Annotated in this window: 15 protein-coding genes; 14 read left to right on the forward strand and 1 reads right to left on the reverse strand. The window is 35.0% G+C overall.

Annotated features, from left to right (window positions below):
- The first annotated feature begins 10 nt into the window (after nucleotides 1–10).
- Genes Q8S25_RS07515 through hisB form a run of 3 tightly spaced genes read left to right on the forward strand, consistent with a single transcriptional unit; the run spans nucleotide 11 to nucleotide 2817 of the window.
- Nucleotides 11–1255 carry a sorbosone dehydrogenase family protein gene (locus Q8S25_RS07515; RefSeq protein ID WP_305536377.1) on the forward strand — a complete coding sequence of 415 codons (1245 nt, stop codon included), beginning with the start codon at nucleotides 11–13 and terminating at the stop codon, nucleotides 1253–1255.
- 12 nt (nucleotides 1256–1267) lie between these two features.
- Entirely contained in the window at nucleotides 1268–1684 is a 417-nt protein-coding gene (locus tag Q8S25_RS07520) for a cytochrome c (protein ID WP_305536379.1), read from the forward strand.
- A 2-nt stretch (nucleotides 1685–1686) separates the two neighbouring features.
- Complete coding sequence (gene hisB, locus Q8S25_RS07525) at nucleotides 1687–2817, forward strand: bifunctional histidinol-phosphatase/imidazoleglycerol-phosphate dehydratase HisB (RefSeq protein ID WP_305536381.1); 1131 nt, start codon at nucleotides 1687–1689, stop codon at nucleotides 2815–2817.
- Here the strand turns inward: hisB and Q8S25_RS07530 are convergent.
- Complete coding sequence (locus Q8S25_RS07530; RefSeq protein WP_305536383.1) at nucleotides 2812–3270, reverse strand: DUF2147 domain-containing protein; 459 nt, start codon at nucleotides 3268–3270, stop codon at nucleotides 2812–2814. The genes hisB and Q8S25_RS07530 overlap by 6 nt on opposite strands.
- Nucleotides 3271–3513: 243 nt before the next feature.
- On the opposite strand from Q8S25_RS07530, the gene Q8S25_RS07535 reads away from it, so the two are divergent.
- The 11 genes from Q8S25_RS07535 to hisF are packed head-to-tail and all read left to right on the forward strand — an operon-like array spanning nucleotide 3514 to nucleotide 12518.
- A complete protein-coding gene (locus Q8S25_RS07535; protein ID WP_305536385.1) occupies nucleotides 3514–4917 on the forward strand; it encodes an anthranilate synthase component I family protein in 1404 nt (467 codons plus the stop codon).
- A gap of 13 nt (nucleotides 4918–4930) precedes the next feature.
- Nucleotides 4931–5512, forward strand: coding sequence for an aminodeoxychorismate/anthranilate synthase component II (locus tag Q8S25_RS07540; protein WP_305536387.1), 582 nt, complete (start codon nucleotides 4931–4933; stop codon nucleotides 5510–5512).
- Nucleotide 5513: 1 nt separating this feature from the next.
- Nucleotides 5514–6509 (forward strand): anthranilate phosphoribosyltransferase, encoded by a 996-nt coding sequence (gene trpD / locus Q8S25_RS07545; protein WP_305536389.1) that lies wholly within the window; start codon nucleotides 5514–5516, stop codon nucleotides 6507–6509.
- 18 nt (nucleotides 6510–6527) lie between these two features.
- Nucleotides 6528–7325, forward strand: a complete 798-nt coding sequence (trpC, locus tag Q8S25_RS07550) for an indole-3-glycerol phosphate synthase TrpC (RefSeq protein ID WP_305536391.1) — start codon at nucleotides 6528–6530, stop codon at nucleotides 7323–7325.
- Entirely contained in the window at nucleotides 7315–7956 is a 642-nt protein-coding gene (locus Q8S25_RS07555; protein ID WP_305536393.1) for a phosphoribosylanthranilate isomerase, read from the forward strand. The genes trpC and Q8S25_RS07555 overlap by 11 nt, the downstream gene beginning before the upstream one ends.
- Nucleotides 7953–8465, forward strand: coding sequence for a hypothetical protein (locus tag Q8S25_RS07560; protein ID WP_305536395.1), 513 nt, complete (start codon nucleotides 7953–7955; stop codon nucleotides 8463–8465). Before Q8S25_RS07555 ends, Q8S25_RS07560 begins: the two co-directional genes overlap by 4 nt.
- Nucleotides 8462–9667, forward strand: coding sequence for a tryptophan synthase subunit beta (trpB, locus tag Q8S25_RS07565; RefSeq protein ID WP_305536397.1), 1206 nt, complete (start codon nucleotides 8462–8464; stop codon nucleotides 9665–9667). Before Q8S25_RS07560 ends, trpB begins: the two co-directional genes overlap by 4 nt.
- 9 nt (nucleotides 9668–9676) lie before the next feature.
- Nucleotides 9677–10456, forward strand: a complete 780-nt coding sequence (gene trpA, locus Q8S25_RS07570; protein WP_305536399.1) for a tryptophan synthase subunit alpha — start codon at nucleotides 9677–9679, stop codon at nucleotides 10454–10456.
- Between the two features lie 10 nt (nucleotides 10457–10466).
- Nucleotides 10467–11057 (forward strand): imidazole glycerol phosphate synthase subunit HisH, encoded by a 591-nt coding sequence (gene hisH, locus Q8S25_RS07575; RefSeq protein WP_305536401.1) that lies wholly within the window; start codon nucleotides 10467–10469, stop codon nucleotides 11055–11057.
- Nucleotide 11058: 1 nt separating this feature from the next.
- A complete protein-coding gene (gene hisA / locus Q8S25_RS07580; protein ID WP_305536403.1) occupies nucleotides 11059–11766 on the forward strand; it encodes a 1-(5-phosphoribosyl)-5-[(5-phosphoribosylamino)methylideneamino]imidazole-4-carboxamide isomerase in 708 nt (235 codons plus the stop codon).
- Nucleotides 11760–12518 carry an imidazole glycerol phosphate synthase subunit HisF gene (hisF, locus tag Q8S25_RS07585; protein WP_305536405.1) on the forward strand — a complete coding sequence of 253 codons (759 nt, stop codon included), beginning with the start codon at nucleotides 11760–11762 and terminating at the stop codon, nucleotides 12516–12518. Before hisA ends, hisF begins: the two co-directional genes overlap by 7 nt.
- Nucleotides 12519–12524: the final 6 nt, after the last annotated feature.

The following is a 12524-nucleotide window of genomic DNA, read 5'->3' on the forward strand; positions in this document are numbered from 1 at the left end:
TTATACATATATGCAAAAAATAAAATTAGTTGTTGCAATGTTAATGCTCTTGAATGTTGCTGCTGCACAACCGAAGCTTCAAGTTGCCATACAATTACCTACTGGGTTTACAAGTAAAGTTGTTGCCAACGACTTGGGTAGAGTAAGACATATTGCAGTAAATAGCAATGGAGACTTATATATGAAGTTAGATCGCTTGGTTAATGGAAAGGGGATTTATAGACTTCGCGACAATAACGGTGATGGTGTTATGGAAGACACATTAGCATTTGGTAATTATACCGGAACGGGTATTGGTATTAACAATGGATATTTGTATGCTACTTCTGATCAAACTATTTATCGTTACAAATTTGATGCGAACCAAAATATTGTTAATCTAGATCAACCTGAAATTGTAGTTGATGGATTAATGAATAAAAGACAGCATGCATCCAAGTCAATTACTTTTGATAAAGTAGGAAACCTTTATGTAAATATTGGTGCTCCTTCTAATGTTTGCCAAGAACAAGATAGGCAAAAGGGCTCTCCAGGTTTAACCCCATGTCCAATATTAGAAAATGCGGGAGGAATTTGGCAGTTTAATACAAGTAAAACCAATCAAACATTAAGTGATGGCATAAGATATGCAACTGGTATGAGAAATGCACTAGGGATTGATTGGAACAATGAAGTGAATGATTTATTTGTAACTATTCACGGTAGAGATATGTTGTATCAATATTTTCCAGAAATGTACAATCAAAAACGTGGTGCTGAACTACCATCGGAAACTTTCTACAGAGTAAAGAAAGGGGATGATTGTGGTTGGCCTTATATTCACTGGGATCATTTTCAGAATAAAAAAATATTGAATCCTGAATATGGAGGTGATGGTAAAAAAGAAGGTGCTCCAAATGCCATTTCTCCATTGGTAGGATTCCCTGGTCATATGGCACCTAATGCTTTATTAATTTATTCTGGGAATCAATTTCCAGCAAAATACAAGAACGGCGCGTTCATTGCTTTTCATGGTAGTTGGAATAGAACACCAGAACCTCAAGAAGGTTTTTATGTAGTATTTGTTCCAATGAAAAATGGACTGCCTACTGGAAAGTGGGAAGTGTTTGCAGATGGGTTCTCAGGCATGTCACCAGTTACCAATTTATCTGCAGCTAAGCATCGTCCAACTGGATTAGCCCAAGGTGAAGATGGGTCTCTTTATGTTTCTGATGATAAAGCTGGCTATGTTTGGAAAATTTCTTACAATAAATAATTGCAATAATTAATGAGAATAAAACTTGCCATATTTGGATTAGGGTTGATTTTGCTCTCTAATTTTTCAAATGCTCAAACATCTGTACAAGGGAAGTCTAAGCAAATGCTGAATGGGAAAAAAGTGTACGATATGTATTGTCAGGCTTGTCATCAGGCCGATGGGAATGGAGTGCCCAGATTAAACCCTCCATTAGCTGGAACAGTTTATGTTACTGGAAGTAAAACAAGATTAATTGATATTGTTTTAAACGGCTTGACCGATCCAATAGAAATTAATGGAGAAGAGTATAATAATCCAATGGCAGCTCATTCTTTCTTAACCGACCAACAAATTGCTGATGTGTTAACTTATATCAGAAATAGTTTTGGAAATAAAGCAGGTGCGGTTTCTGTTGCTGAAGTTAAAAAACAAAGGGCAAAAAAATAATCATGAAACGAATTTTATTCATAGATAGAGACGGTGTGGTATTAGAAGAGCCACCGGTTGATTTTCAAATTGATACAATTGCTAAAACAAATTTTGTTAAAGGGGCACTTACTAATTTATCTAGGATTGCTTCCCATTTTGATTTTTATAAAGTGATGGTGACCAATCAAGATGGATTAGGAACAACATCTTATCCTGAAGAACAGTTTTATCCTTACCATGATTTAATGATTAGAACCCTCGATTCTGTTGGGTTTCAATTTGATGAAATGATAATTGATAAAACATTTGCATCTGAAAACTTGCCTACCCGCAAGCCAGGTACTGGGTTGTTAAAACATTTGATGGGGAATGATCATTTTGATTTGTCTAATTCATTTGTTATTGGTGATAGATGGAGTGATATTCAGCTAGCCATTAATTTGGGTGCTAAAGCAATTTATTTTAAATCTGGATTACATGAGTTAACTGCTGACCAATATTTGGCTTTTAAAGATGTTATTGTTTTAGAAACCAATTCTTGGGAGGAAATATATTCATTTCTAAAACTAGGCTTAAGAATTGTTCATCATGAACGTAATACCAACGAAACAAAAATTTCGATTGATGTAAATATGGATGGGGCTGGAAAGGCGACCATAAATACAGGATTGGGTTTTTTTGATCATATGTTAGACCAAATTGCTCGTCATGGCAAAATTGATCTAGCCATTACTACCCATGGTGATTTACATATAGATGAACACCATACAATTGAAGATACCGGAATTGCTTTAGGTGAAGCATTCGCAAAAGCATTGGTTGATAAGCGAGGAATGGAGAGATATGGGTTTGCTTTGCCTATGGACGAAGCAGATGCAAAAGTATTAATTGATTTTGGAGGTAGAAATTGGTTGGTTTGGAATGCTGAATTTAAAAGAGAAAAAATTGGTGATATGCCTACTGAAATGTTTTATCACTTTTTTAAGTCGTTCAGTGATGGGGCCAAATGCAATTTAAATATATCATGCAAAGGAGATAATGAGCACCATAAAATTGAAGTTATTTTTAAGGCATTTGCAAAAGCAATTCGGATGGCTGTTAAAAGAGATCCAATTAGTAATTACTTGCCTTCTACTAAAGGAGTATTATAAGTTAGATTGTCTTTTCCAAACATCTGTTCTGCCTAATAACGAAATGCCAATATAACCACGTACCTCAATGGTATTAGGGTCTTTCATGGTTATTTTGCAGCTATAATCGTCTCCAGATTTTGGGTCATATATCTTGCCATCCTTCCATGAATTATTTTTATGAAAGCTGAAGTTTCTTAAATTAACTAAACCTAGTAATGGGGAGTTTCTTTTTGCAGGGTCACTGTTTTTTGCATCCACTCTTGGTTTGCCAGTAGTTGGATTGTTGGGTTCTTTTAGCCAAACAATTTTACCATAATAATTATTCCCCTGTTTATAAATCTGAACCACTGCAGTTCCTTCACTAGTTTTCCAATTTCCAAGAATTGCATCAGGATTATTATTTGAAATGGGTGCGCTGTAAGCTGGTAATATGTATAAAGCACATAACAATAGGGTATATAGTATTTTCATTATTTATTATGTTGTTTGTTTAATGAAATTGCGCTATTGGTGGTATAGTATCAAATTATTTTTTGTTAATTCATTACTAAACTTCATATTTGTACAATGATTATCATAAATAAGCATTGGTGGTGGCATTCTAACTCTTTACGGGGATAGTAATGGTATAACCAATACTCATTGAATATATTCAAAGCCCCGGATTAATCTGGGGCTTTTTTTATGGATTATAATTGACAAAAAATGAATAAAATGCATTTAGTTACCACAGGCAAAAAAATACTGGGTGATATTTATACGCCTGTAGGCATTTATTTAAGACTAAGAGATCGTTTTAGAGACACCATCTTACTAGAAAGTACCGATCATCATGCAAATGAAAACAGTTATTCGTTTATATGCATCAACGCAATTGGCGGTATTGAAGTAAAAAATAATTCAACACTAGAATATAAATTACCAGGGGATGATGCTGTAAAGTTGGCGTTAGGTAACAAATTAAATGTGCCCCAGTATTTGTGGGATTTCATGAACAAGTTTGAAGTAGAGAAATCATTGGATAGTCAATTCCAATTTGCACAAGGATTGTTTGGCTACACTTGTTTTGATGCCGTATCTTTTTTTGATACTGCAATTCCTTCAGAACAAACAATGCCACTAATTCCACTTATACGATATCGTTTATACCAATATGTAATTGCATTTAATCATTTTAAAGATGAACTGATTATATGTGAAAATAAAATTGCAGGATTAGCCGGAGATTTGCAAGTAATTGAAACGCTAATCCGTAGTAAAGATGTGCCTGTTTATCCCTTCAGTTTAGAAGGTACTGAAAGGTCTAATATGACCAATGAAGCTTATATTGAATTGGTTCAAAAAGGCATTAAAAGATGTTTACGAGGAGATGTTTTTCAAATAGTATTGAGTAGACAGTTTGAACATTCTTTCACTGGAGATGAGTTCAATGTTTATAGGGCTTTGCGAAGTATCAATCCGTCTCCTTATTTGTTTTTCTTTGATTATGGCGATTATAAAATCATGGGGTCTTCGCCAGAAGCGCAATTGGTTATAAAAAACGGCAAAGCAATTGTGCATCCCATAGCCGGAACTTTTAAAAGAACTGGAGATGATGCAACTGATCAGTTGGCTGCCGAAGAACTATTAAAAGACAAAAAAGAAAACGCAGAACATGTAATGCTGGTTGATTTAGCAAGAAATGATTTGAGCAGGGTATGTGATGAAGTGAAAGTAGCACATTATAGACAGGTTCAATACTATAGTCATGTAATTCATTTAGTAAGTGAGGTGGAGGGAATACTAAGACCAGAACATAATCCATTTGAAATTTTTGCAGGAACTTTTCCTGCTGGAACACTTAGTGGTGCTCCCAAATTAAAGGCTTTGGAAATTATATCATCTTATGAGCCAACACCTAGGAGCTTTTATGGTGGCGCAATTGGATTTGTTGGTTTTGATGGAAGCTTTAATCATGCCATTATGATTAGAACATTTCTAAGCAAAAACAACCAGTTAATTTGTCAAGCAGGTGCCGGTGTTGTGGCAGCAAGCATTCCTGAGAATGAGTTACAGGAAGTGAACAATAAACTGAATGCATTAAAACAAGCTGCTGCATTTGCTGCACAGGTTCATTAATTAAAACAACTGTATGAAAATTTTGGTTTTTGATAATTACGATTCGTTTACCTATAATCTGGTTCATTTAATTTCACAGATAAGTGGTACCCATCCAGTAGTGTGTAGGAATGATGAAATTGAGTTGTCTCAAATAAATCAATACGATAAAATATTGCTTTCTCCAGGACCGGGTATTCCATCTGAAGCAGGACTCTTACAACCATTAATTAAAGCCTATGCTGCAAGCAAAAGTATATTGGGCGTGTGTTTAGGGCATCAAGCTATTGGCGAAGTATTTGGCGCTAAGCTGACCAATCTAGCTAATGTTTTCCATGGTGTAGCAACACCTATACAAATTGAGAAAACAACCAATGGTAAACCCTCTACATTGTATGATGGATTGCCTAGCCAAATAGAAGTAGGGCGTTATCATAGTTGGGTGGTAAGTGATAGCAATTTCCCTGATTGTTTAAATATCACCGCTAAGGATGACAATGGGTTCATTATGGGATTGGCTCATACTACTTACGATGTAGAGGGGGTTCAGTTTCACCCTGAAAGCATTTTAACTCCTGATGGAGAAACAATTATCAAAAATTGGTTAAAAAGATAAGATGAAAAAAATATTACAATACTTATTTGAATATAAAACACTTACTAGGGTTAAAGCCTATGAAGTGATGGTAAATATGGCAAAGGGCCAATACAATGATGCGGAAATTGCCTCGTTTATAACGGTTTATTTAATGAGAAGTGTTACCATTGAAGAGCTCAATGGATTTAGAGATGCTTTGTTAGAACTGTGCATTAAAACTGAATTAGGTACAACTGATTTGGTAGATATTGTAGGAACGGGTGGTGATGGAAAGAACTCATTTAATATTTCTACATTATCATGCTTTATTGTTGCAGGAGCTGGGCAAAAAGTTGCAAAGCATGGAAATTATGGAGCTTCAACCATAAGTGGAGCATCAAATGTGATGGAGCAATTAGGATACCGTTTTAAACAAGATGGAAGTGCGCTAAAAAATGAAATTGACCAGGCCAATATTTGTTTTATGCATGCTCCTCTTTTTCATCCTGCTCTAAAAGTAGTAGGACCCATTCGAAAACAATTAGGCGTAAGAACATTTTTTAATATGCTTGGCCCAATGGTGAATCCTGCAAACCCCGATTATCAATTGGTAGGAGTGTATAATTTGGAAATGGCTAGAATATATAATTATCTGCTACAGCAAACGGGTAAGTCATTTACTATCATACATAGTTTAGACGGATATGATGAAATATCTTTAACTAGCGACACTAAAGTAATTACCAAAGAAGGAGAATCCATTTTTTCTGCTATTGAATTAGGGAAAAAAATAGTGATGCCAGAAGCAATATATGGAGGGAATACTGTTGAAGAGTCTGCAGCAATTTTTATTAAAATTATTAAAGGGGAAGGAAGTTGGTCACAAAATGCAGTGGTATTAGCCAATGCGGCAATGGCCTTAAACTGCACAGGTAAATTCAATAATTACCAGTCTGCCTATCAAGCCGCAGTAGAAAGCTTAGAATCAGGGGCTGCATTAAATTCATTCAATAAATTGATTGCCTTACAAGGCTAGTATTTTCAATTATTCATTATGACCATTTTAGATACCATAGTAGCACAAAAAAAGATAGAAGTAGCCGCCAAACAGTCAATAAAATCAATTGCTCAATTAGAGCAATCTATTTTTTTTAAGTTGCCTTGTTTGTCTTTAAAATCATCGTTGCTTGATAGTAATAAAACAGGAATCATAGCAGAATATAAAAGAAAGTCTCCAAGCAAAGGAATCATTAATAATACCGCCACTATTAAAGAGGTAACGAAGGCTTATACCCAATTTGGTGCAGCTGGAATTTCTGTTTTAACAGATGAACCATTTTTTGGAGGTAGATTATCCGACTTGGAAGAAGCTACTTTTAATAAAATTCCGCTGCTAAGAAAGGATTTTATGATTAGCGAATATCAGATTATTGAAGCCAAAGCTAGTGGTGCTTCAGTTATTTTGTTAATTGCTGCTTGCCTAAGCCCTCAACAAGTAAAAACTATGACCAAATTGGCGCATGACTTAGGTTTAGAAGTATTGCTCGAGATTCATAACCAAGAAGAATTGGCTCATATTAATGAAGCTGTTGACTTAGTAGGGGTAAATAATAGGAACTTGAAAAATTTTGAAGTGAGTATCAATATTTCTTTAGATCTTATTCAGCAAATACCATCTTCTATACCTGCAATTGCAGAAAGTGGGATAGATAATCCTAATACCATTGTAACTTTACAAAAAGCAGGTTTTGCCGGCTTTTTAATAGGAGAGCGTTTCATGAAAGAATCGAATCCGTCAATTGCTTTTGCCAATTTTGTAAATGAATTAAAATTAAAACAAAATGCGGGCTAAAGTATGTGGGTTAAACAGTGTGAATCAAATGATGCAGTTGGATGAAGTAGGGGTAGACTTTGCTGGTTTTATTTTCTATCCTAAATCGCCTAGATATGTCTTGAATACTGTTTCTAAAACTGACTTAAAAAAAGCAAGGGGATCCAATATTAATAAAGTTGGTGTTTTTGTAAATGAAGACCCTGACCAATTATTGGCTTTGGTAGACGATTGTGGTTTGTACTTGGCACAATTACATGGCGACGAAACTCCAAGGTATTGCGAAAAGATTGCTGATTATATTTCTGTAATTAAGGCATTCAGATTAAGGGATGATGATGATGTGCTATGGAAAATCAAAGATTACCAAGATATAGTAGATATGTTTTTATTTGATACGGCTGGGGCTGAATATGGTGGAACTGGAAAGCGATTCAATTGGGAAATATTACAGTCTCTAAATATCAACAAACCTTTTTTTCTTAGTGGCGGAATTGGGCCCTCTGATATAGATGCATTAAAAGCATTCTCAAATACACCTGTTGCAAAAGACTTATTTGCGATTGATGTAAATAGCCAATTTGAAATAACACCCGGTATTAAGGATATGGCAAAAGTTAAACCCTTTATAAAAGAATTAAACAATATATGAAAAAACAGTATTTTCTCCTTTGTTTTTTTATTTGTGCAACAATAAATTCGCATTCGCAACAATTGGTGAATGTATTACTTACAACCAATGGAAAAGCTACTTATAAAATTGCAGCGGGCAAGTTTGTTATTTTATTAAGCGATCAAGGCAAAATACAAACCATTGATGCTGATGCCTCAGGCGAAATTGTCTTTAATAAAAATTTACTCCCACAACAAATTGGGGAATTGGGCTTAGGGTTCAATTATGAGGGTTGGTTAAGTAAAATAGGAGATGTAACAATAATGTACGATTATACTGGAAGAATTGATCGGGTAGGTAATTTAGTATTTAGATACAATTATAATCAACAAATAGGATCAATTGGCGGTTATACAATTACCTATAATTCAAATAAAACAATTGATCAAATTGGGCAGTATAAGATTTATTACAATTATAGTGGCAGTGTATTTAGAATTGATCAGAGTAAGGGTCTTATTTTATTACAATTAAATTTTTCAAAATGATTAAAGAGGCAGTCAACTATCAAGTGCCTGATTTGCATGGATACTATGGTGACTTTGGAGGTGCCTATATTCCAGAAATGTTACAGCAAAATGTTGCAGAGCTTAAGGAACAGTATTTGAAAATAATGGCTGAACCTGCTTTTCTTCAAGAATTTGATTTGTTATTAAAAGATTATGTAGGAAGACCTACCCCTTTGTTTAAAGCAGAAAGATTAAGTGCAGAGTTTAATACCAATATTTATTTGAAACGCGAAGATTTATGCCATACTGGTGCACACAAAATCAATAATACAATTGGTCAAATTTTATTGGCACAACGATTGGGGAAAACCAGAATAATTGCCGAAACTGGGGCTGGACAACATGGGGTTGCAACTGCTACTGTTTGTGCTCTAAAGGGGATGGAGTGCATTGTTTATATGGGTGAAAAAGACATTGAAAGACAAGCCCCAAATGTTGCTAGAATGCAAATGTTAGGCGCAAAAGTAGTACCAGCAACAAGTGGAAGTAAAACCCTTAAAGATGCTACCAATGAAGCAATAAGAGATTGGATTAATCATCCAAACGATACGCATTATATTATTGGAAGCGTAGTAGGGCCTCATCCTTATCCTGATATGGTTGCTAAGTTTCAAAGTGTTATTAGTAAAGAAATAAGAATACAATTAAAGGAAAAGACCAATAGCGAATTGCCTACGCATATTATTGCTTGTGTAGGTGGAGGAAGCAATGCTGCAGGAGCATTTTATCATTTCTTAAATGAGCCATCTGTAAAGATTGTTGCTGTTGAAGCTGCGGGAATGGGCGTTCATTCTGGAATGAGTGCTGCTACTACACAATTAGGAAAGCAAGGGATTTTGCATGGAAGCAAAAGTTTATTAATGCAAACTGCTGATGGACAAGTAGTAGAGCCACATAGTATTTCTGCAGGATTAGATTATCCAGGTATTGGACCAATGCATGCTAATTTGTATTCAAGCGGAAGAGGTCATTTTATAAGTGCTACAGATGATGAAGCTTTAGACGCCGCCTTTCATTTGAGCAAAACAGAGGGGATTATTCCAGCACTAGAAACGGCTCATGCTTTTGCTGTTTTGGGTCAATTAAATTTAACTCCTTCAGATACCGTGGTGGTTTGCTTAAGTGGCCGTGGCGACAAAGATTTAGCCACTTACATGAAAAGTATTCAAACGCATCCTTAATTTGATTTTATGAGTAGAATTCAATCCATTTTTTCCACTACTAAGCAGCCAGTACTAAATATCTATTTTACTGCTGGTTACCCAACATTAGATAGTACGTTAACTGTGATGGATTTGTTGGCCAATGCAGGAGTGGATATTATTGAAATAGGGATGCCCTATAGTGACCCTTTGGCAGATGGGCCTGTTATTCAAGAAAGCAGTAGTATAGCTATTGCCAATGGTATGACTATAGAGTTATTGTTTAGTCAATTAAAGGCTTGTAGATCTCAACCATCTTTGTCTAAAACAGGAATAGTGTTAATGGGGTATATGAACCCCGTTCTTCAATATGGATTTAATCGATTTTGTGCTGATGCAGCAAATGCAGGAGTAGATGGCTTAATTTTACCTGATTTGCCTGAATATGAATTTGAGAAAGAATATGGGCAAATCATTAAAGCATATGGTCTCGATTTTATTTTTCTAGTTACACCTGAAACTTCCGAAGAGAGAGTTAGAAAGTTAGACAGTTTGAGCACTGGTTTTTTATATGCAGTAAGTTCTTCTGCTACTACAGGCGGAGAAACCAGTTTTAATCTTGTATTAAATTACCTTCAAAAGCTACAGTCTTATCAACTAAAAAATCCTGTAATGGTTGGGTTTGGAATAAAAGATAAAGCAAGTTTTGATGCAGTTGCTGCCAATTCACAAGGGGCAATTATTGGTAGTGCCTTTATTAAAGCACTTTCTAATAATGATTCTTTAAATGAACTCGTACCGTCTTTCGTTAAATCTATAAGACCATAATTTTAAATCAGTGAAAACAGTTATAATACAATACAATGCAGGCAATATTCAATCGGTGCTTTTTGCACTTGATCGAATAGGGGTTGAGGCAATTGTTACCGATGATGAAGAACAAATTCTGCAAGCAGATAAAGTGATTTTTCCTGGTGTTGGCGAAGCAAGTACAGCAATGCAATACTTGAAAAAAAGAAAGCTGGATCAATTGATTATTCAGCTAAAACAACCTGTATTAGGTATATGTTTGGGTATGCAATTGATGTGTAAGTTTAGTGAAGAAAATAATACTCAATGTTTGGGAATATTTGATGAGCAGGTAGCTAAGTTTAAGCCAGTTGAGGAACAGTTGAAAATACCACAAATTGGATGGAATAATATTTATGATTTGCAATCCAACTTGTTTAAAGGCATTGAAAATAATGCATACTGTTATTTTGTTCATGGGTATTTTGCCACAAAGGGCAAGCATACTATTGCTTCAACAGATTATGGAATAGCTTATAGTTCGGCATTGCATAAGGATAATTTTTATGGAGTGCAATTTCATCCTGAAAAAAGTGCATTAGTGGGAGAGCAAATTCTTAAAAACTTTATTGAATTATAATATGGAAATTATTCCCGCAATAGATATTATTGATGGCAAATGTGTAAGACTTACTGAAGGTGATTATACACAAAAAACCGTGTACAATGAAAACCCATTGGAAGTAGCAAAGTCGTTTGAAGACGCTGGAATTAAGCGCCTTCATTTGGTAGATTTAGATGGAGCAAAAGCGGGTAAAGTGACCAATTGGAAAGTATTGGAATCTATAGCCAAAAATACCCAATTGGTGATTGATTTTGGTGGAGGAATTAAAAAAGAGTCCGATTTAAAAATAGTATTCGAGTCTGGCGCTGAATTGGCCACAATTGGCAGTTTGGCTGTAAAAGAGCCAGCTCTATTTGAAACATGGTTAAAACAATATGGAGAAAGTCGGTTTTTATTAGGTGCAGATGTTAAGGGCGAAAATATTGCCATTGGGGGATGGCTTGAAACTACCAATGAAACAATTATTGAGTTTATTCACAAATATATTTCTAAGGGAGTTACCCAGCTATTCTGCACAGATATTAGTAAGGATGGTAAATTAGAGGGACCTTCCATTGAATTATATAAAAAAATTATTCAACAATTTCCTGAATTATATTTTATTGCAAGTGGTGGTGTGAGTTCTATGCACGATATAGATGAATTGAGATTAATTGGTTGTAGTGGAGTGATTGTGGGGAAAGCTATTTATGAAGGAAGAATTAAAATTAGTGAGTTGTGTTAACAAAAAGAATTATACCCTGCTTAGACATTAAAGAGGGTAGAACCGTAAAGGGAGTTAATTTTGAGCAAATAAGAGATGCAGGTGATCCTGTAGAGCTGGCAACTATTTATGCAAATGAAGGTGCTGATGAATTGGTCTTTTTAGATATTACTGCTACCAATGAACGTAGAAAAACCTTAAGTGAATTGGTAAATAAAATTGCACATCATATTAATATACCTTTCACAGTTGGTGGTGGTATTTCTTCTATTGAAGATGTTCAATTGCTTTTAAAAAATGGAGCAGATAAAATTTCTATTAATACCTCCGCATTTAAAAATCCTATTTTGATAGACCAGTTGGCCTTGGAATTTGGAACACAGTGTGTTGTTTTGGCCATTGATACCAAAAAAGAATCGGATGGTAATTGGTATGTCTATTTAAATGGGGGTAGAGTAAAAACAAACATGCTATGTATTGATTGGGCTAAGGAAGCAGTTGGTAGAGGAGCAGGTGAAATTCTATTAACCTCTATGAACAATGACGGCACGAAGAAGGGTTTTGCTTTAGATATAACCCATCAATTGTCCACACAATTAAGTGTGCCAGTTATTGCTTCTGGAGGAGCTGGAACCATGCAAGATTTTGCCGATGTATTTAATACTGCTAAGGCGGATGCCGCTTTAGCAGCTAGTATTTTCCATTTTAAAGAAATTGCTGTACCATCGTTGAAACAATTTTTATTGAACAAAGGAATTCCAATAAGGATATAAAATTAG

Source organism: Sediminibacterium sp., from assembly GCF_030695065.1.
Classification (GTDB): Bacteria; Bacteroidota; Bacteroidia; order Chitinophagales; family Chitinophagaceae; genus Sediminibacterium.

Excerpts from the sequence above, each read along its gene's own strand:
- Q8S25_RS07530 (WP_305536383.1), bottom strand. The coding sequence starts at position 3,270 with ATGAAAATACTATATACCCTATTGTTATGTGCTTTATACATATTACCA.
- Q8S25_RS07535 (WP_305536385.1), top strand. The coding sequence starts at position 3,514 with ATGCATTTAGTTACCACAGGCAAAAAAATACTGGGTGATATTTATACG.
- Q8S25_RS07540 (WP_305536387.1), top strand. The coding sequence starts at position 4,931 with ATGAAAATTTTGGTTTTTGATAATTACGATTCGTTTACCTATAATCTG.
- Q8S25_RS07560 (WP_305536395.1), top strand. The coding sequence starts at position 7,953 with ATGAAAAAACAGTATTTTCTCCTTTGTTTTTTTATTTGTGCAACAATA.
- trpA (WP_305536399.1), top strand. The coding sequence starts at position 9,677 with ATGAGTAGAATTCAATCCATTTTTTCCACTACTAAGCAGCCAGTACTA.
- hisB (WP_305536381.1), top strand. The coding sequence starts at position 1,687 with ATGAAACGAATTTTATTCATAGATAGAGACGGTGTGGTATTAGAAGAG.
- Q8S25_RS07515 (WP_305536377.1), top strand. The coding sequence starts at position 11 with ATGCAAAAAATAAAATTAGTTGTTGCAATGTTAATGCTCTTGAATGTT.
- Q8S25_RS07520 (WP_305536379.1), top strand. The coding sequence starts at position 1,268 with ATGAGAATAAAACTTGCCATATTTGGATTAGGGTTGATTTTGCTCTCT.
- trpD (WP_305536389.1), top strand. The coding sequence starts at position 5,514 with ATGAAAAAAATATTACAATACTTATTTGAATATAAAACACTTACTAGG.
- hisA (WP_305536403.1), top strand. The coding sequence starts at position 11,059 with ATGGAAATTATTCCCGCAATAGATATTATTGATGGCAAATGTGTAAGA.
- trpB (WP_305536397.1), top strand. The coding sequence starts at position 8,462 with ATGATTAAAGAGGCAGTCAACTATCAAGTGCCTGATTTGCATGGATAC.
- Q8S25_RS07555 (WP_305536393.1), top strand. The coding sequence starts at position 7,315 with ATGCGGGCTAAAGTATGTGGGTTAAACAGTGTGAATCAAATGATGCAG.
- trpC (WP_305536391.1), top strand. The coding sequence starts at position 6,528 with ATGACCATTTTAGATACCATAGTAGCACAAAAAAAGATAGAAGTAGCC.